At 72.3% G+C, this 19,204-nt stretch carries 15 protein-coding genes and 1 pseudogene; 7 read left to right on the top strand and 9 right to left on the bottom strand.

Annotated elements, in window-relative coordinates:
* Positions 1-33 precede the first annotated feature (33 nt).
* Positions 34-1,215 (top strand): NlpC/P60 family protein, encoded by a 1,182-nt coding sequence (locus ACFV2J_RS26080; protein ID WP_385440901.1) that lies wholly within the window; start codon positions 34-36, stop codon positions 1,213-1,215.
* Between the two features lie 83 nt (positions 1,216-1,298).
* Here ACFV2J_RS26080 and ACFV2J_RS26075 read toward each other — a convergent pair whose 3' ends face one another.
* From ACFV2J_RS26075 to ACFV2J_RS26050, 6 genes are all read right to left on the bottom strand, one after another.
* The gene (locus ACFV2J_RS26075; protein ID WP_385087793.1) at positions 1,299-2,927 is read right to left on the bottom strand and encodes a multicopper oxidase family protein; all 1,629 of its coding nucleotides are present in this window, start codon (positions 2,925-2,927) and stop codon (positions 1,299-1,301) included.
* Between the two features lie 171 nt (positions 2,928-3,098).
* Positions 3,099-4,352, bottom strand: coding sequence for a styrene monooxygenase/indole monooxygenase family protein (locus tag ACFV2J_RS26070; RefSeq protein WP_385087795.1), 1,254 nt, complete (start codon positions 4,350-4,352; stop codon positions 3,099-3,101).
* Between the two features lie 24 nt (positions 4,353-4,376).
* Complete coding sequence (locus tag ACFV2J_RS26065; RefSeq protein ID WP_385087797.1) at positions 4,377-5,057, bottom strand: ATP/GTP-binding protein; 681 nt, start codon at positions 5,055-5,057, stop codon at positions 4,377-4,379.
* Positions 5,038-5,445 (bottom strand): DUF742 domain-containing protein, encoded by a 408-nt coding sequence (locus ACFV2J_RS26060; protein ID WP_153288648.1) that lies wholly within the window; start codon positions 5,443-5,445, stop codon positions 5,038-5,040. The genes ACFV2J_RS26065 and ACFV2J_RS26060 overlap by 20 nt, the downstream gene beginning before the upstream one ends.
* Positions 5,442-5,945 carry a roadblock/LC7 domain-containing protein gene (locus ACFV2J_RS26055; protein WP_168530199.1) on the bottom strand — a complete coding sequence of 168 codons (504 nt, stop codon included), beginning with the start codon at positions 5,943-5,945 and terminating at the stop codon, positions 5,442-5,444. The genes ACFV2J_RS26060 and ACFV2J_RS26055 overlap by 4 nt, the downstream gene beginning before the upstream one ends.
* Positions 5,942-8,833, bottom strand: coding sequence for a nitrate- and nitrite sensing domain-containing protein (locus ACFV2J_RS26050; protein ID WP_385440894.1), 2,892 nt, complete (start codon positions 8,831-8,833; stop codon positions 5,942-5,944). The genes ACFV2J_RS26055 and ACFV2J_RS26050 overlap by 4 nt, the downstream gene beginning before the upstream one ends.
* Positions 8,834-9,228: 395 nt before the next feature.
* Here ACFV2J_RS26050 and ACFV2J_RS26045 point away from each other — a divergent pair, with 395 nt between their 5' ends.
* Entirely contained in the window at positions 9,229-10,017 is a 789-nt protein-coding gene (locus tag ACFV2J_RS26045) for a hypothetical protein (RefSeq protein WP_385087801.1), read from the top strand.
* Between the two features lie 59 nt (positions 10,018-10,076).
* Here ACFV2J_RS26045 and ACFV2J_RS26040 read toward each other — a convergent pair whose 3' ends face one another.
* Positions 10,077-10,568 carry a MarR family winged helix-turn-helix transcriptional regulator gene (locus ACFV2J_RS26040; protein ID WP_385087805.1) on the bottom strand — a complete coding sequence of 164 codons (492 nt, stop codon included), beginning with the start codon at positions 10,566-10,568 and terminating at the stop codon, positions 10,077-10,079.
* Positions 10,569-10,849: 281 nt separating this feature from the next.
* Here ACFV2J_RS26040 and ACFV2J_RS26035 point away from each other — a divergent pair, with 281 nt between their 5' ends.
* Positions 10,850-11,755 (top strand): lysozyme, encoded by a 906-nt coding sequence (locus tag ACFV2J_RS26035; protein ID WP_385087803.1) that lies wholly within the window; start codon positions 10,850-10,852, stop codon positions 11,753-11,755.
* Positions 11,756-11,845: 90 nt separating this feature from the next.
* Here ACFV2J_RS26035 and lon read toward each other — a convergent pair whose 3' ends face one another.
* The gene (lon, locus tag ACFV2J_RS26030; protein ID WP_385093973.1) at positions 11,846-14,269 is read right to left on the bottom strand and encodes an endopeptidase La; all 2,424 of its coding nucleotides are present in this window, start codon (positions 14,267-14,269) and stop codon (positions 11,846-11,848) included.
* Between the two features lie 387 nt (positions 14,270-14,656).
* The gene (locus ACFV2J_RS26025) at positions 14,657-15,529 is read right to left on the bottom strand and encodes a rhomboid-like protein (RefSeq protein ID WP_385093976.1); all 873 of its coding nucleotides are present in this window, start codon (positions 15,527-15,529) and stop codon (positions 14,657-14,659) included.
* 204 nt (positions 15,530-15,733) lie between these two features.
* Here ACFV2J_RS26025 and ACFV2J_RS26020 point away from each other — a divergent pair, with 204 nt between their 5' ends.
* The 4 genes and pseudogenes from ACFV2J_RS26020 to ACFV2J_RS26005 all read left to right on the top strand — a co-directional run.
* Entirely contained in the window at positions 15,734-16,411 is a 678-nt protein-coding gene (locus tag ACFV2J_RS26020; protein WP_385093979.1) for a spermidine synthase, read from the top strand.
* A gap of 113 nt (positions 16,412-16,524) precedes the next feature.
* Complete coding sequence (locus tag ACFV2J_RS26015) at positions 16,525-17,262, top strand: response regulator transcription factor (RefSeq protein ID WP_054236710.1); 738 nt, start codon at positions 16,525-16,527, stop codon at positions 17,260-17,262.
* 40 nt (positions 17,263-17,302) lie between these two features.
* Complete coding sequence (locus ACFV2J_RS26010) at positions 17,303-18,403, top strand: ATP-binding protein (RefSeq protein ID WP_385093982.1); 1,101 nt, start codon at positions 17,303-17,305, stop codon at positions 18,401-18,403.
* A gap of 84 nt (positions 18,404-18,487) precedes the next feature.
* Positions 18,488-19,204, top strand: a pseudogene (locus tag ACFV2J_RS26005) (hypothetical protein); the annotation flags it as partial.

The raw sequence follows: 19,204 nt of genomic DNA, 5'->3' as shown, positions 1-19,204 counted from the left end.
TGGACCTTCCACCGCGGCACCGGAGGTGATGAAGTGTCAGGACGCGTCCTGCGCCTGGTCTGCACGGCAGCGCTGGCGACCGGGGTGCTGCTCGCGCCCGTACCCGCCGTGGCCGCCCCGGGCCCCGGGCCCACGGGGGTCGGCGCGAACCCCGGCCCCTCGGCGTCCGTGGGGGCCGGCGCGGGCGCGGGAGGCCCCGAAGCGCGGTCCGCGGCACATCTGCTGACGAGCCTCCAGCAGCGGTACCGGGACGCCGAGCGCGCCACCGAGACGTACAACGCGACCGCGGAGAAGCTCGGGAAGCAGCGGGCCGAGGTCGCCCGGCTCGACGGGAGACTCGTCAGGGCCCGCCTCTCCCTGCACGACAGCCGCGGCGCGGCGGGACGGCTGGCCCGGCAGCAGTACCAGAACAGCAGCGGGTTCTCCTCGTACCTGCGGCTGCTGCTCACCCGTGATCCGCAGCGCGCGCTGAACGAGGGGCAGGTGCTCAGGCAGCTGTCCCGGGAGCGGGTCAGGACCGTGGACCGGCTGGCCGGCAGCGAGCGGCACACCGACGCGCTGGCACGGCGGGCGCGCAAGGCCCTGGACGCTCAGCTCACCCTCGCCGAACGGCAGCGGAAGGAGCGCGACGAGGTCCGCGGCCGGCTCAAGGAGGTCGAGAAGCTGCTGGCCTCGCTCACCGCGCGACAGCTCGCCGAACTCGACGCGCTGGAGGAGCAGGGGACGCGGGTGGCCCAGCGGAAGCTGGTGACGTCCGGGGCGCTCAGCAGCGTACGGGCCCCCTCGCCCAAGGGCCAGGAGGCGGTGGAGTACGCCGTGCGGCAGGTCGGGAAGCCGTACCGGTGGGGTGGCGAGGGACCCGCGGCGTACGACTGCTCGGGGCTCACCTCGCAGGCCTGGGACCACGCCGGGCAGCCCATTCCGCGCACCAGTCAGGAACAGTGGGCGCGGCTGCCGCGGATCCCGCTGACCGAGCTGCGCCCCGGCGACCTGGTCGTCTACTTCCCCGAGGCCACTCACGTCGCCATGTACATGGGCGACGGCATGGTGGTGCAGGCGCCACGGCCGGGGACGAGGATCAAGATCTCACCGATCGCCGCCAACCCGGTCCTGGGCGCCGTACGGCCCGACCCCGCCGGGAAGCCCGTCCAGCGGTACACACCCCCGGCGCTGCCCCCGGGGGCGGCCGACGGGCCGGACGGGAGCGCCCGGTAGGGGCCGTCGTCCCGCCCGGCAGGGGCGCCGCGTCCCGTCCGGCGGGAGCGGTGTCCGCCCCGGCAGGGCGCGACATCCGGCTCTCACCTGCGATAGCCGAGGATGGTCATCATGCCGGACTCGGAGTGGTACTGGTTGTGGCAGTGGAGCATCCACAGCCCCGGGTTGTCGGCGTAGAAGTCGACGACGATCTTCCGGTGCGGCAGGACCACGGCGGTGTCCTTGCGTGCTCCGATCGCGCCCAGGCCGGTGAGGGCGAACGTGTGGCCGTGCAGGTGCAGGGGGTGCCACATGTTGGTGGCGTTGATGAGGCTCAGGCGGATCCGTTCGCCCTCGCGGATCGGATGACGGCGCCCGAGGGAGTAGGGCTCGTGGTCGAACGCCCAGTCGAACCGCCGCATCCCGCCGGTCAGCTTGACCCGCAGCGTGCGGTCCGGGCGGGAGTCGTTGAGCGCCACGGACTCGTGCGGCCGCATCCGTCGGGCCGGCACCACCTTGCCGTCCAGCTCGCGCGGGTGCACGGCGGGCTGGGGCAGGCTCCCGCTGGAGGTGCGCAGGACCGCCAGGGCTCTGGCGTTCTTGCCCTCGGCCAGGGCGACCAGGGGGAACATCCCGTCCTTGGCGGTGACCAGCACGTCGTAGCGTTCGGCCATGCCGATCAGCAGCGCGTCCGTCGTCTTGGGCTCGACCGGATAGCCGTCCGTGTGGGTCACCGTCATCTGGTGGCCGCCCAGCGCCACCCGGAAGGCCGTGTCGCCGCCGGCGTTGATGATGCGCAGCCGGATGCGGTCCCCCGGACGGGCCCGGAAGACCGAAGGGGCCTGCGGGATACGGCCGTTGACCAGGTAGTACGGGTAGTCGACGTTGCCGCCCTCGCTGCGCAGGATGCGGCTGCGCGAGCCGTGCAGGATGCGCGAGGGGCCGGCGGAGTGGGAGTGGCCCGACGACTGCGGGCCGGACGCCGCGTCGTGGCCGGAACCGCTGTGCGCGCCGCCCTCCCCCATGTCCATCGGCGCGCCCCTGCCGCCGCGCAGCTGGGAGAGGACTCCGTCCGGGGTGGAGCCGCCCACGCCGTCCACCCAGTCGTCCAGGACGACGACCCACTCCTGGTCGTAGGACAGGGGCTCCCTGGGGTCCTCGACGATCAGGGGCGCGTACAGACCCCGGTCGAGTTGCATGCCGGAGTGCGAGTGCAGCCAGTAGGTGCCCGCGTGCGCCATGGCGAAGCGGTAGGTGAAGTCCGCGCCGGGCTTGATGGAGTTCTGGGTCAGTCCCGGCACGCCGTCCATGTCGCAGCGCATCCGGACCCCGTGCGAGTGCAGCGTCGTCTCCACCGGCAGGTGGTTGGCGACCGTGAGGGCGAGGATGTCGCCCTTGGTGACCCGGACCTCCTTGCCGGGCAGCGCGTCGCCGTACGCCCATGACCTGACGGTGCGTCCGCCCAGGTCGAGGGAGGTCTCGGCGGCGGTGAGCCGGAACTCGCGGACGGGTCCGGTACCGCGTCTGCGCTCACTGGCGAGGACCTCGGGATCGGAGGGGTTCACAAAGCCGTCGGGTCCCTTGGGGACGAAGACGCCGCCCCCGTTGCCGGCGGCCCCGGGCCCCGAGCGCGGGCCTGACCCAGAGTCGGAGCCGGAGCAGCCTGCCAGGACTCCCGAGCCGACGGCCACGATCGAGGCACCCAGCACGGTGCGCCGCTTATATGTGTGCATGGATGAATAACACACGTCTTGTCCGCATGTGTGCGAGAACTGGAGCGGCGTGTCCTGTCACCAGGGTGGTGAAGAATCGTTACTTCCCGGGCCCTCGCGGGCGCCGGCGCTCCTCACCGGAGCGCCGGGAACCGCGCGGCCGGCCACGCTCGGCCCACATCAGGGCGGGGATCAGGCCCCGGTGAGGGAGGCGAGGTACGCCTCCGTCTTCTCCGGCTCATAGAAGAAGTTCTCGAAGTCCGCCGGGTTGTCGAACCCGTTGGCGAAGCGGTGAGCCACCGGCTCCAGTTGGGTGCCGGCGCCGATCAGCTGGAGGACGTGCTCCGGGGGGACGCCCAGCATGGCGTTCGTCCACTTCGTGACGTGCTGGGCGGTGTCCCAGTAGCGGTCGAAGGTGGAGCGCATCCAGGCCTCGTCGAACTCCTTCTCGCCGTGTTCCAGGATCGAGCCGAGGTACGCCGCCGCGCACTTCGAGGCGGAGTTGGAGCCCTGTCCGGTGATCGGGTCGTTCGCCACGACCACGTCGGCGACGCCCAGGACCAGGCCGCCGCCGGGGAGACGGCCGACCGGGTTGCGGACGGTGGGCGCGTAACGGCCGGACAGCGTCGCGTTGGCGTCCGTCAGTTCGACCTTGGTGGCGCGCGCGTACTCCCACGGCACGAACCGCTCCATCAGCTCCAGCGTCAGGGAGAGGTGCTCCGCCGGGTCCTTGACGCCGTTGAAGACGTCGGCCGGACCGCCGGGCACACCCTCCCAGAAGAGGATGTCGGCGCGGCCGGAGGTGGTGAGCGTCGGCATGACGAAGAGCTCGCCGACACCGGGGACCAGGTTGCAGCGGACCGCGTCGTAGTCCGGGTGCTCCGGGCGCGGACCCAGACCGTGCACATAGGCGACGGCGAGGGCCCGCTGCGGCTGCGCGTACGGGGAGCGGGAGGCGTCCCGGCCGAACATGGACACCAGTTCGCCCTTGCCCGCGGAGACCAGCACGAGGTCGTACGTACGGGCGAAGTAGTCCAGGTCGGAGACCGCCGCGCCGTGTATCACCAACTGGCCGCCGCGCTGGGCGAACGTCTCCATCCAGCCGGCCATCTTGACCCGCTGGTCGACCGACTGGGCGTAACCGTCGAGCCTGCCGACCCAGTCGATCGCGCGCTGCGAGGGGCCCGGGTCGAAGGAGCCGGGGGCGGCGACCGAGACGCCGAGTCCCTCGATCCTCGGGGCCTGGGACTCCCAGAAGTTCAGCTGGAGGTCGCGCTCGTGCTGGAGTGCCGTGTGGAACATGCACTGCGTCGACATGACCCGGCCGGTGCGGATCTCGTCCGCCGTCCGGTTCGACATCAGGGTGACCTCGTACCCGTTCGACTGGAGGCCGAGGGCGAGCTGGAGTCCGGACTGACCGGCTCCGACGACGAGTATCTTCCGCATGGGCGTCCTTACTCTGCGTACGTCTTATTCGGGGCTCACGTCGAGCGCGTGCCCCACCAGCGCGAGGAGCGTCTCGACGACCGAGATCCGACGCCTGGCATCCATGATCATGACAGGTATGTGTGGAGGCACCGTGAGGGCCTCACGCACGTCGGCGGCGTCGAACGGCTCGCTGCCGTCGAAGTGGTTGACCGCGACGACGTACGGAAGTCCGCAGCTCTCGAAGTAGTCGAGCGCCGGGAAGCAGTCCTTGAGACGGCGGGTGTCCGCGAGGACCACCGCGCCGATCGCGCCGCGCACCAGGTCGTCCCACATGAACCAGAAGCGCTGCTGCCCCGGCGTGCCGAAGAGGTAGAGCACGAGGTCGTCGTCGAGCGTGATGCGGCCGAAGTCCATGGCCACGGTGGTGGTCAGTTTCTCCGGTGTCGCGGTGAGGTCGTCGGTGTCCTCGCTGGCCTGCGTCATCAGCGCCTCCGTCTGGAGGGGCGTGATCTCGGAGACCGCCGTGACCAGCGTGGTCTTGCCCACGCCGAAACCGCCCGCGACCACGATCTTGGTGGCGATCGGGGCACGGCTGCGGTCCGTCTGCCAGGCGTGGAGGTTCTCGTCGGACTCCGCCTCGGACAGCGGCACCGGGGCCAACGGCATCGGCGCGGTGGCGGGGAAGGCGCTCCTCGGCGCGCCCTCAGAGACGACGGAGTCCATTCAGCACCCTTTCCAGCAGAGCGCGGTCCGGCTGTCCCGGGCCGTGACCTGTTCCGTACACACGGATCTTTCCCTGGTCCGCCAGGTCGCTCAGGAGCACGCGGACCACGCCCAGCGGCATCCTGAGCAGGGCGGCGATCTCGGCCACCGTACGCATCCGGCGGCAGAGTTCGACGATGGCCCGCATCTCGGGCATCACCCGGGTCTCGAGCGACCCGTTGGTCAGTTCCCGGCGCTCCTCGGGGGCCTCCAGAGCCGCCACGAAGGTCTCGACGAGCAGCACGTGCCCGAAGCGGGTACGGCCACCGGTGAGCGAGTAGGGGCGCACCCGGGCGGGTTTGCGATCGCCGCCGCGTATGGGGAGCTTGGGCGCGGAGGATGAACTCACTGGGCACTCCCCGTCGGCTTGGCTTCTAGTGACTGGCGCAGTTCGCTGCGGAGTTCGGGGGTCAGCACATGGCCGGCGCGGCCGACGAAGAGCGCCATGTGGTACGCCACCACGCTCATGTCGCAGTCCGGGGCGCCGTGCACCCCGAGCAGCGAGCCGTCGCTGATCGACATGACGAAGAGGCTGCCGTCGTCCATCGCGACCATGGTCTGTTTGACGCCGCCCGCCTCCATCAGCTTGGCGGCGCCGATGGTCAGGCTGCCGATGCCGGAGACGATGGTGGCGAGGTCGGCGGCGGACCCCTTCGGTCCGGTGGGGCGCTGCTCCGTCCCGGTGCGGGCCTCCGCGTTCCTGCCGGGGTCGGAGGAGAGCAGCAGCAGACCGTCCGAGGAGACGACCGCGACCGACAGGAGTCCCGGCACCTCCTCGACGAGGTTGGTCAGCAGCCAGTGCAGATTGCGGGCTTCACTGCTCAGGCCGAAGGTACTGGGCGCGGTCAACTGCTTGCCTCCTCGACTGTGCCCCCCGATGCGTCTACTGCGTCCGGTGCCCGGTGCGGTGCGGTGGCCGGGCCGTCCGGCGCGCCGGGGGTGCGTGTCTGTGCCGTCTGTTCGGAGATCTCCGCCTCGACGTCGCGGCGGCCCTCCGTCGCGCCCCGGTGGAAGCCACCGAGCCTGCGCCGCAGCGCCTCGGCGTCCACCCCGCCGGCACGTGCCCGGGGGGCGGGCGCGGGCGCGGAGATCTTCGGTGTGCGCTTGGGCAGGCCCTTGTCGGTGACCCGCTCCGGTTCCTCGTCCGGGGCGCGGTCGTGGACGTCGGGCCCGATGGCGTAGGGATCGCTGGCGGGCCGGGGGGCGGGCACGGTGTGCGGGGCGGGTGCCGCCGCGGCCGGGCCCGGTCCGTCCGCCGGCGCGGCGGGTCCGTCCGGGGGCGCCGTCGGTGCGTCCGGTGGCGCCATCGCGCCGTCCGTCCGGGTGACCGGGCCGCGCGGCGGCGGTACCGGCGCGTCGGCGGGCGGCACCGGCGCCAGGAGTTCCATCGTGGTCTCGGAAGCCGACGGACCGGGTGCGGACGCGTCCTGCGTCCCGGCGTCCCGTACGGCCTCCTCCGCCGCGGCTATCAAGGGGTCCTCGTCCCCGGCCGGGGCGGCGGGAACGGCTGCCCTGAGGGCCGAACGTCCGCGCAGGACGTTGGAGTTGACCTCGGCGGCGGCCCCCGGAAGGGTCACCGTGGGTGCGCCGCCGGGGACCGGGGCGGTCGAGGGGACCGTGCCGGCCGGGGACGCGGACAGCAGCGTCTTCGGGAGGACGACCACCGCGGCGGTCCCGCCCTGCTTCTGCTCGCGCAGCTGTACGCGTACGCCGTGCCGGTGGGCGAGCCGGGCCACCACGTACAGGCCGAGCCCGAGTCCCTCGCCGCTCTCCTGGTCGTAGGCGTCGTCCGGTTCGAACGCGGAGAGGCGGGCGTTGAGCTGGGTCATCCGGTCGGCCGCCATGCCGATGCCCTCGTCCTGCACGGAGAGCATCACCTCGCCGTTCTCCAGGAGCCAGCCGGAGACCTCGACGGGGAGGTCGGGCGGCGAGAACGACGAGGCGTTCTCCAGGAGTTCGGCCAGCAGGTGCGAGAGGTCGTCGGCGGCGAATCCGGCGAGGTGGGCGTGCGGCGGCAGCGCGGCGATACGGACCCGTTCGTACCGCTCGATCTCGCTCACCGCGGCGCGTACGACGTCGACGAGCGGGACCGGGCCGGCGTGGTGCTGGACGTGCTCGTGTCCGGCGAGGACCAGCAGGTTCTCGCTGTGGCGCCGCATGACGGTGGCGAAGTGGTCCAGCTTGAAGAGCGTGCCCAGCCGCTCCGGGTCCTGCTCGCGCTCCTCCAGCCCCTCGATGACGCCGAGTTGGCGCTCGACCAGGCCGAGGGTGCGCAGCGCGAGGTTGACGAAGGTGCCGTGGATGGTGCCGCGGACCTGCTCCAAGTGGGCGGCGGCCTGGGCGAGTTCGGCCCGCAGCCGGTCGCGTTCGTCGGCCATCAGCTGGCGCTGCCCGACGAGGTGCTTGCGGTCCCCCTCAAGGGTGGCGAGCCGCTCGTGCAGGGCGGCGGCGTGCTCGTGCAGCGCGTTGACGGAGCGGACGACCTGGGCGAACTCGTCGTTGCGGCCGGTGAACCTGACCGGTTCCCCGGCTCCCGGGTCGGCGGCGAGACGGGCCGAGCCGATCCGCAGCACGGCCAGCGGGCGGGTGAGCGTGCGGGCCATCGCCATCGAGACGCCGACCGCGACCAGCAGCAGGGCGCCGATCAGGGCGATCCGGACCTCCAGCGCGGTGACGTCGTCGTCCCGCAGCAGTTCGAGGCCCTTGGTGCGGTGCTCGTAGAGGGAGGCCTCCGCGCCGCGCATCAGCTCGACACGGGCGGAGAGCGCGGCGTCCGCCTTCTTCGTGCTGGTGTCGAGCTCGTCGTCGGAGAGCGTCGGCTGGTCGGTGAGGCCGGCGAGGTATTTGTCGGCGGTGGTGACGTCCGGTCCGGTGACCGTCGAGTCGTAGGAGGCCTTGGCGGCCTTGGGCGCGGTCTCGCGGAAATCGGCGAGGGCCGCTTCCGAGCGCAGTCCGGCCTGCTGGGCGGCGGCGCTGAGCGCGTCGCGCTGCTTGGTGCCCGCGGCCGAGGAGCTGCTCGTGGTGGTCGGCAGTCCGGTGAGCGGGTCGATGACCGTCCGGGTGGTGCGCGGGATGCTGAGAGCCGCGAGGAGCAGCCCGCGGGCCGCGGCGGACTGCTGGACGGCGGAGTCGAGCTCGGCGAGGGAGTGCGCGCCGGAGCCCGCCCGGGGCGGCAGCCGCTCGGCCAGGTCCTCCGCGAGCCCGTGCAGTTCGGTGATGACGGCGGAGTAGGCGTCGTGCGTCTCGAGAGCATCGCTCTTGCCGGTGAGCGCCGCTCTGCGGACCGCGCCGATGCCGTCCAGGTCGTTCAGCAGCACGGCGGGCGCTTCCTCGTCCGCCCGCAGCTCCGTGACCTGTCGGTCGACCCGGGCGCTGCGCTGCTCGGAGGGCGCCTTGGACTTGGGGCGGCCCGCGGCGATGTACGTGGTGACGTCGTCGCGCTCGTCGGCCAGCGCGTGGGCGAGCGTCAGCGCCTCCTGGGTCCGCTGCGCGAGCGTCACCAGGTTCTGGGAATCGTTGAGCTGCCCGGAGGCCGCCATGACCGTGGGCGCTCCGGCGCCGGCGATGGCCGCCGCGACGACCGCCACGGCGACGATCAGCCGATTGCGCACGTGAGCGGCGCGGCCCTTGCCCGCGGGGGTGCCCCCCGCGGCCCCCGGCGTGCGTTCCGCGCCCCCCTCGGGGGCCGACTGCCTGCCTGTGCGCCGAGACCGCATCTTTTGCACCGGTGCTCGCATTCCTGACTCGTGTACCCAAGGGCCCGGGTGACGCTCCGTCAATGAAGGTGTCCGCCCTCCGCGCGCCTTCGACCCGGCGTGCGCAGGGGGTACCCCCCATCGGCTCCCGACCCTCCCAGTGCCGGTGGGCAGTGGTCCCGCATCATCTGACCCGCCACCCGAAGGAGTGAACCCCGGACGGGAGTTGGCGGGCAAGTTCCTCTGGCGTGTGCGCCCCCCTTGCGCGGTGGGCCGGTTGGACGTCGGCGGCGGGCTTTGGCAGTATTCGCCGCCACGCGTTCCCGGAGTCGATCATTCCATGTCAAACCAGGCGGCTGAGCTGCTGCTCCGCACCGGTTCGGCGGCCGTTGCCAGCCTTTCGTGGACCTTGTGAAGAGGTCGTGCAGACTGGCTGGATGCGCACCGAACTCGTTTCCGAACCGGGCGACCCGGGCCGCCCCAATGAGGACTTCGCATCGGTCGGACTTCCGGCCTCGGGACAGGGGGGTTCACTGGTCCTCCTCGACGGCGTGACACCGCCGCCGAGCGACTACGGGTGTCTCCATTCCGTCGCCTGGTTCTCGGCGCGGCTCGGCGGAGCCCTGACCGAACTGTCCGTTACCCGCCGGGATCTACCCCTGACGGAGGTCCTCTCCCGGGCGATCCGGCGCACCGCCGAGGCCCACGCCGGCTCCTGTGACCTTTCTCACCCGCGTACGCCGCAGGCAACCGTGGTGGTCGCACGGTGGTCCGCCGAACAGGTCGAGTACCTGGTCCTGTCGGACTCGGCCCTGCTGCTGGAGTCCCCCGCCGGGGAGGTGACACCGGTCCTGGACGGCCGCCTCGACCTCGTCCCGCGCGCCTGGCTCGCCACGGACGCGATCGCCGACGCGAGGGTCCGCAACAAGGAGGGGGGCTTCTTCACGGCGGCCGCGGATCCGTCGGTGGCGGCACGGGCCGTGACGGGCGTGCTGCCGCGTGCGGAGGTGCGCGCGCTGACCGCCCTCACGGACGGCGCCACCCGCTGGGTCGAGAAGTTCGAGGAGGGCGGCTGGGGCGACCTGTTCACGCTGGTCCGCAAGGAGGGCACGCAGGCCCTCGTCGACCGCGTACGGACGCTGGAGCGCGAGGACGCGGAGACCCGGATACGCCTGCGACGGAGCAAGACGCACGACGACGCGACGGCGGTGTTCGTGGAGTTCTGAACGGTCCCGCCCCCGCCGTCGGGCGCGCGGGGGCGGGACCCCGCCGGAACGGGCGGCCCCTACTTCTCCATGCCCTGGTTCAGCTGGTGCAGCAGCCGGGCGAGTTCGGCGACCTCGTGCGGGTCCCAGCCGGCGAGTTCACGGACGTACCGTGCCCGTCGCGCCTCCCGGACCCGGCGGAAGCGTTCCCGGCCCCCCTCGGTGAGGTGGACGAGCCAGGCGCGGCCGTCGGCCGGGTCGGGCTCCCGGGCGACCAGGCCGAGCTCCTCCAGGGCGCGGAGCTGACGGGACATCGTGGCCTTGCCGACGCCGATGTAGGCGGCCAGCTCCGTGGCGCGCTGCCGCCCGCACTCCTCCAGGCGGAAGAGGAGTCCGTACGCCGACGACTCCAGGTCCGGGTGGACCTCGCGGGCCATCTCACCGGAATTCGCCCGTGCACGGCGCAGGAAAACGGTCAACTCCCGCTCCAGTGCCGGGAATTCCTGGTCCACACCATTTTCCGACGCCTCGGATTCGACACGGCGTCCGTCGCCGTTTGCGCCCTCGTGCACGTCAGCACCCCTGACCCGGTTTCCCGATCCTGAAAGTTTCTGCCAAAAGTCGCCGTTGCCGCAGCTCCGCCAGTATTTCGCAGGCATAGACCAACGGCAGCCTCCGGGCCCCCTTCCCCGCGGCGTTCCCCGTGCCTAGCTTCATTGACGGACAAATACTGGCATGCGCACGCCATCAACGGGCCGACGAGGACCTGGCCCCACGGGCTTCGGGCGCGATGCCGTCGGTGTCCGCCAGTGTTCCCCCCACCGTGCACCACCGATCCCCTCGGAGGCACGACATGCCCGCGCACCGATCCGGAAGCCGCACCGCGCGCCCACCGGGGCGCCTGTCCAGGGCGTGGACGCTGCTCGCAGCACTCTCCGCGCTCTCCCTCCCCCTCCTCCTCACCCCTCCGGCCCAGGCGTCCTCCGCACCCCCGGCCCCGCCCGTACGCGGTGCCGCCCCCTTCTCCCCCTCCACCACCGCCGAACCCGTCCCCGCCCGCGGTTCCGCCCATCTCGGCATGGGCGTCCTCGCGCACGACGGCCGGGGCGGCTCGCCCAGCACGGGTGACGCCGCCCAGACGGAGGGCGTGGACGTCAGCGGCCACCAGGGCAACGTCGCCTGGTCGACCCTGTGGAGCAGCGGGGTCAAGTGGGCCTACACCAAGGCGACCGAGGGGACGTACTACACCAACCCCTACTTCGCGCAGCAGTACAACGGCTCGTACGGCGTCGGCATGATCCGCGGCGCCTATCACTTCGCGACCCCGGACACGACGACCGGCGCCGCCCAGGCCGACTACTTCGTGGACCACGGCGGCGGCTGGTCCCGTGACGGCAGGACGCTGCCGGGCGTGCTCGACATCGAGTGGAACCCGTACGGGGCCGCCTGCTACGGCAAGACCCAGAGCGCGATGGTCAGCTGGATCGGCTCCTTCCTCGCCCGGTACAAGGCGCGCACGGGACGGGACGCCGTGATCTACACGGCCGCCGGCTGGTGGAGCGACTGCACCGGCGACCACGGCGGATTCGCCGCCGCCGACCCGCTGTGGATCGCCCGCTACGCCTCCGACCCCGGCGCGCTCCCGGCCGGCTGGTCCTTCTACACGATGTGGCAGTACACGTCGTCGGGGCCGACGGTCGGTGACCACGACAGGTTCAACGGCGGCTACGACCGGTTGCAGGCACTCGCCACCGGGTGAACGACCGCCGGACCGGCGTCCGGACAGGGGAAGGCCCGGGCTCCCTCACGGGCCCGGGCCTTCCCCGTCCGGACGGACCGGCGGCGTCCGTCACGCCGCCACCGGCACCTCCGGGGTCGCACCGCTGGTCGCCGGGGTCAGCGCCAGCTCCAGCACCTGCCGGACGTCCGTGACCGCGTGCACGTCGAGCTTCTCCAGGACCTCCGCGGGGACGTCGTCCAGGTCGGGCTCGTTGCGCTTCGGGATCACGACCGTCGTCACCCCGGCCCGGTGGGCGGCAAGCAGCTTCTGCTTGACGCCGCCGATCGGCAGCACCCGGCCGGTCAGCGAGACCTCGCCGGTCATCGCCACGTCCGTACGGACCGGCCGCCCGCTGAGCAGCGACGCGAGGGCCGTCGTCATGGTGACGCCCGCGCTCGGACCGTCCTTGGGAACGGCGCCCGCCGGGAAGTGGATGTGCACGCCCCGGTCCTTCAGATCGCCGACCGGCAGTTCCAGCTCGGCTCCGTGCGACCGGAGGAAGCTCAGCGCGATCTGCGCCGACTCCTTCATCACGTCACCCAGCTGACCGGTCAGGGTCAGACCCGCCGCGCCCGTCTCCGGGTCGGCGAGCGACGCCTCCACGTAGAGGACGTCACCGCCCGCGCCCGTCACGGCCAGACCGGTGGCGACACCGGGTACAGCGGTACGGCGCTCGGCCGGGTCCTGGGCGGACTCGGGCACGTGGTGCGGCCGTCCCAGGAGCCCGCGCAGATCGGCGTCGGTCACCGTCAACGGCAGCTCGCGCTCGCCGAGTTCGTGCTGCGCCGCGATCTTTCGGAGCAGTCGGGCGACGGCCCGCTCCAGGTTGCGGACGCCCGCTTCCCGGGTGTACTCCCCGGCGAGCTTGCGCAGCGCGCTCTCGTCGAGCGTCACCTCGTCCTTCGCCAGACCCGCCCGCTCCAGCTGCCGCTGCAGCAGGTGGTCACGGGCGATGACGACCTTCTCGTCCTCGGTGTACCCGTCGAGCCTGACCAGCTCCATGCGGTCGAGCAGGGCCTCCGGGATGGCTTCGAGCACGTTGGCCGTGGCCAGGAACACCACGTCGCTGAGGTCGAGCTCGACCTCCAGGTAGTGGTCCCGGAAGGTGTGGTTCTGCGCGGGGTCGAGGACCTCCAGCAGGGCCGCGGCCGGGTCGCCCCGGAAGTCGGACCCCACCTTGTCGATCTCGTCCAGCAGGACCACCGGGTTCATCGACCCGGCCTCCTTGATGGCGCGGACGATACGGCCGGGCAGGGCACCGACGTACGTACGCCGGTGGCCGCGGATCTCGGCCTCGTCCCGGACGCCGCCGAGGGCGACCCGGACGAACTTCCGGCCCATCGCGTGGGCGACGGACTCGCCGAGCGAGGTCTTGCCGACACCGGGCGGTCCGACCAGCGCGAGCACGGCGCCGCCGCGCCGCCCGCCGACCACGCCGAGTCCGCGCTCGGAACGCCGCTTGCGCACGGCGAGGTACTCGGTGATGCGTTCCTTCACGTCGTCGAGGCCGGCGTGCTCGGCGTCCAGGACGGCCTTGGCGCCCTGGATGTCGTACGCGCCGGTGTCGTCGGTCCGCTCGTTCCACGGCAGCTCCAGCACCGTGTCGAGCCAGGTCCGGATCCAGGAGCCCTCGGGCGACTGGTCACTGGACCGCTCCAGCTTGTCGACCTCCTTGAGCGCGGCCTCGCGGACGTTCTCGGGAAGGTCGGCCGCCTCGACGCGGGTCCGGTAGTCGTCGGACTCCTCGCCCTCCTTGGCGTCGCCGTTCAGCTCGCGCAGCTCCTTGCGGACCGCCTCCAGCTGGCGCCGCAGCAGGAACTCGCGCTGCTGCTTGTCGACGCCCTCCTGGACGTCCTTGGCGATGGACTCGGCGACGTCCTGCTCGGCGAGGTGCTCACGCAGCTGCTCGGTGGCGAGCTTCAGCCGGGCCACCGGGTCGGCGGTCTCCAGCAGCGTGACCTTCTGTTCGGTGCTCAGGAACGGTGAGTATCCGGAGTTGTCGGCGAGCGCGGACACGTCGTCGATGGCCTGTACGCGGTCCACGACCTGCCAGGCGGCGCGCTTGCGCAGCCAGCTGGTGGCGAGGGCCTTGTACTCCTTGACCAGCTCGGTGACGTGACCGGGCAGCGGGTCGGGCACGGTCTCGTCGACCTGGGTGCCCTCGACCCACAGTGCGGCACCCGGACCCGTCGTCCCGGCACCGATCTTCACGCGTCCACGGCCGCGGATCAGCGCGCCCGGGTCGCCGTCGGCCAGCCGGCCGACCTGCTCCACGGTGCCGAGCACACCGGTGCTCGGGTACGCCCCGTCGATGCGTGGCACCAGCAGGACCCGCGGCTTGCCGGGCTCCGACCGCGCGGCTGCCTGGGCGGCCTCCACCGCGGCGCGCACATCGGCGTCGTTCAGGTCCAGCGGAACCACCATCCCGGGCAGCACGACCTCGTCGTCGAGCGGCAGCACGGGCAGGGTGAGCGATGTGGACGTCGAAGCCATGATCTTCCCTCCGGCAGTCAAGTTGAGCTACACCGACTCAATGCACGTGAGTCCCCGATTGTTCCCCCGGACCTGTTCGCTCTGGGCGATCACCCGGCCACCCCTCGGTACGACGGTCGTCCGCCCAGGTCAGCGCCGTCCTCGACGGGCCGACGCGGGCGCCGGGAGTGCCACCGGGCGGGTGTCTACGGCAAGAACCCGCACGGGACGCGCCCTGTTCCCGAGAGGTATCGGAGCGTCGGGTCCTCGGGTCAGCGGATCCTCAGGACCTCGGGACCGACCTCGGGACCTCTTCGATGGCCCGCCCGTATCCACCGTCTCGCCCGTATCCCCCGTCTCGCCCGTCCCGCGGGCCGTGCCGGCCCGCCCCCATGGAGGCGGACGGTCTCAGGCGGCGACGGTGCCGGGCGCCTGGGCCGCCCGGACGGCGGGGTCGCCCGTGCGACGGCCTCCGCCCCCGCCCCCGCCCGCCCGGTGCCGGCGCCGCACCAGCGGCCAGGTCGAGACCCCGACCGCCAGGGACAGCAGGTGCCCCCAGTCGGTCATCGGGTCCGCGAACGCGATCAGGTCCCCGACCAGCACCGCCGCGAAGCCGAGCAGCACCGGCCAGCGCAGCCAGGGCCTCAGCAGCCCGGCGAGGGCACCGACGCTCGCGGCGACACCGAAGCTGATGCCGTAGTCGAGACGGTGCAGGGAACTGCCGGGAAGGTGTCCCGCCAGCACCGACAGACCGACGGGCACCTCGGTGGCCAGCGTGGCCACGACGTGTCCGAGCAGGAAGACACCCGCCGCCCGCACTCCCCCTATACGCCGTTCCAGCGCGGTCAGCACGAGCACGAACCCGGCCGCGTACATCGACGCGACGCCGCCCGCGATCCACAGCGCGCTGGCCAGCAGCACCAGTACCGGATGACGTACGAGGTGGGCCACGTCCGTGCTGGAGCCCTGCTGGAGCGCGTGGACGAGGGAGGGCGGCGCGTGCTCCGCGGTCACCGAGACGAAGGCGAGTACGGCCGCGTAGCCGAAGGTGAAAGGGGTGCCGGTGGGGGTGGGGAGCAGCCGCCAGGGCCGTGGCGCGCGGGCCCGGACGCGGGCGAGGGCGTGAGCGCCGGGGGCGGGAGGGTGGGGCGCGCAGGTCCGCGTGACCGCGTCGCCGCGCTGGCGTGGCATGCCGTCCAGCACGGACGTGCCCGCTTCCGTGTCCTTCGGCGCGACGTCGGACGGGGAGGCCGTGGCCGCCGCGGTCGTGCTCCGGTCCAAGGTGGAGGGCTCCTTCCGTCCCCTCCCACCCTTGGGTGTCCCACGCGTCACTGTCTATGACCGACGCCACCCGCGAGCGGATTCACAGCAACCTCGCATCCGCGTACGCGATGCGTATGTGTATGCGGTGCGCCGTCAGGGAGGGCCCCGCGCCCGGGAACGGGTCCCGCCGCGCGTCCGGGCGGAACTGCCAGGATGGGCGCCATGACGGCTCCGTACGACATCCCCGTAGTCATCGACCGCAGGGAAGGCCCGTACGGCGAGGTCGTGTTGCGGCGCCACGGCGCACTGCTGCAGATCATCGCCAACGGGTGCTTCCTGATGGACACCTCGGACGGCCGCTCGGAGCGGCTGCTCGTCGACGCCGCGTACGACGCCCTCGACGGACGCCCGGAGCCGGACGTGCTGATCGGCGGGCTCGGCGTCGGGTTCTCGCTCGCCCACGCGGCGGCGGACCGGCGCTGGGGGCGCATCACCGTCGTCGAACGCGAGCCGGCCATCGTCGGCTGGCACCGTGACGGTCCGCTCGCCGGGCTCTCCGCGCGGGCGTTCGCCGATCCGCGCACCGAGATCGTGGAGGCCGACCTGTCCGCCCACCTCCGTGAGACATCCGCCACGTACGACGCGCTCTGCCTGGACATCGACAACGGACCCGGCTGGACCGTCACCGAGGACAACGACAGCCTGTACGGACCGGCCGGACTCGCCGACTGCGCACGGGTGTTGAGACCCGGCGGAGTGCTCGCCGTGTGGTCGGCCCAGCCCTCTCCGGAATTTGAAGGTAGCTTGCGGAATGCCGGATTCCGGCGGGTGCGTACCGAAGAGATCCCGGTTGCCCGGGGCGTTCCGGACGTCGTCCACCTCGCGACAGGGCCTGGATAGCCGAGCGCGGGCGACTGCCCTTACGCTGCTCCCCTGGCGCGGATCATTCAAGCGTCAAGCGCAGTCATGGGATCACCCCACGGATTCCGGAAAGCACACATCAGGGGCGGGCGATGGAGCAGACCCACACATCCCACAACGGCACGGCGGCGACGCCGGGCGCTCAGCGCCGGGTGCTGGTGGTCGAGGACGACCCGACGATCGTCGACGCCATCGCGGCCCGTCTGCGAGCCGAAGGGTTCCTCGTGCAAACCGCCGGCGACGGACCGGCCGCCGTCGACACGGCGGAGGCCTGGCAGCCGGACCTGCTGATCCTCGACATCATGCTGCCCGGCTTCGACGGCCTGGAGGTGTGCCGGCGGGTCCAGGCCCAGCGCCCGGTACCGGTGCTGATGCTCACCGCGCGCGACGACGAGACCGACATGCTGGTCGGGCTCGGCGTGGGCGCCGACGACTACATGACGAAGCCGTTCTCGATGCGCGAGCTGGCCGCCCGCGTGCACGTCCTGCTGCGCCGGGTCGAGCGGGCCGTGGTGGCCGCCTCCACGCCGCGCAGCGGCATCCTGCGCCTCGGCGAGCTGGAGATCGACCACGCGCAGCGCCGGGTACGGGTGCGTTCCGAGGACGTGCACCTCACCCCCACCGAGTTCGACCTGCTGGTCTGCCTCGCGAACACGCCGCGCGCGGTACTCTCCCGCGAGCAGTTGCTGGCCGAGGTCTGGGACTGGGCGGACGCTTCGGGAACCCGGACCGTGGACAGCCACATCAAGGCGCTGCGCCGGAAGATCGGCGCCGAGCGGATCCGCACCGTGCACGGTGTGGGCTATGCGCTGGAGACCCCGACTCCCTGAGCGGGGCCCGCGCGAGGACCTGCCTGAGGGGGCTGATCTCATGAGCGGACCGGGAGAACGCGGGAACGCCGGCCCCTGGGGCTCCGTGCGCCCCTTCTCGATCAAGACGAAGCTGGGCACGCTGGTCGTGGTCTCGGTCTTCATCACCACCGGTCTGCTGATGATCGCGGTGCGCACCGAGACGGAACTGCGCTTCATCACGGTCTTCTCCATGATCGCCACCCTCCTGATCACGCAGTTCGTGGCGCATTCGCTCACCTCCCCGCTGGACGAGATGAACACGGTCGCCCGGTCCATCTCGCACGGTGACTACACGCGCCGGGTCAGTGACAGCCGCCGGGACGAGCTGGGTGACCTGGCCCAGACGATCAACCTCATGGCCGACGAGCTGGAGGCCCAGGACCGCCAGCGCAAGGAACTCGTGGCGAATGTCTCGCACGAGCTGCGCACCCCCATCGCCGCCCTGCGCGCGGTCCTGGAGAACGTCGTGGACGGGGTCTCCGCCGCCGACCCCGAGACGATGCGCACGGCCCTGAAGCAGACGGAGCGGCTGGGCCGGCTGGTCGAGACGCTGCTGGACCTCTCCCGGCTCGACAACGGCGTCGTACCGCTGCGCAAGCGCCGTTTCGAGGTGTGGCCCTACCTGTCGGGCGTCCTGAAGGAGGCCAACATGGTCGCCTCCGCGCGCGGGGGCCTCGCCTCGGGCTCCGGCAGCCACACCCGCACCGACGTCCATCTGCACCTCGACGTCTCCCCGCCGGAGCTGACCGCGCACGCCGACCCGGAGCGGATCCACCAGGTCGTCGCCAACCTCATCGACAACGCGGTCAAGCACAGCCCGCCGCACGGCCGGGTCACCGTGAAGGCCCGCAGGGGCGACCTCCCCGAGTCGCTGGCCCTGGAGGTCCTGGACGAGGGCCCCGGCATCCCTCAGTCGGAGTGGCACCGCGTCTTCGAGCGGTTCAACCGCGGCGGGGTGCCGGCGCCGCACGGGCCCGGCAGCGACGGCGGTACGGGCCTGGGGCTCGCCATCGCCCGCTGGGCGGTCGATCTGCACGGCGGCCGGATCGGCGTGGCCGAATCCCAGCGGGGCTGCCGGATCCAGGTCACCCTTCCGGGCCTTCCATCTCTGCCAAGTTGACGTAAAGTTCGAACCGGAGCCACAAGATCCATCCGTGTCCGGTGCTCGTGGACACGTGTGATCAGGCAGAGGGCCGCGTGAGTCGTGCCGCGACCCCGAATCGACGTACCCATTCCGGTCCGGAACCTCGCTTGTTTCCCGCCATTTCCCTCACCGAAACACGCTTTCCGATGTGACTTGCGCGACGTTGGACGGGCCCGGCCTGACCTTCCCGGCCACAGAGGCGTAGCCTTTATTCCCGCTGTCCATCACCTTGTGAAGCGGAAGAGGGCGGTTGCCGCCGTGTCGCCACAGTCCCCCAGTAACTCGAGCACTTCGACCGAAGACCAAGCCGGGAAGAACCCCGCCGCTGCGTTCGGTCCCAATGAGTGGCTCGTCGACGAGATCTATCAGCAGTACCTCCAGGACCCGAATTCGGTAGACCGAGCCTGGTGGGACTTCTTCGCCGACTACAAGCCAGGGGCTCCGGCCGCCTCGGCTCCGGCGGGTACTGCGGCCGCGGGGGCCGCAGGGACCACCACCACGGCCGCCGCGTCCGCGTCTGCCGCTCCGGCAGCACCCGCCGCGCCCGCGGCGCCCCAGGCTCCGGCCCAGGCCGCTCCGGCGGCTCCTGCGGCCCCGGCACCCGCTCCGGCCGCCGCTCCCGCGGCTCCGAAGCCCGCCGCCGCCGTCCCGGCCCCGGCTCCCGCGAAGGCCGCTCCGGCCGCCGCGAAACCGGCGGCGGGGGGCCCCGGCCCCGCCCCCCGCCCCGCCCCCGCGGGCGGGGGGGGCGGCGCCCCCCCCGCCCCGCGGGGCCGCCGC

The sequence above is a fragment of the Streptomyces sp. NPDC059668 genome, from assembly GCF_042734135.1.
Lineage (GTDB): Bacteria > Actinomycetota > Actinomycetes > Streptomycetales > Streptomycetaceae > Streptomyces.
This window is presented reverse-complemented; position numbering and strand designations above follow the sequence as displayed.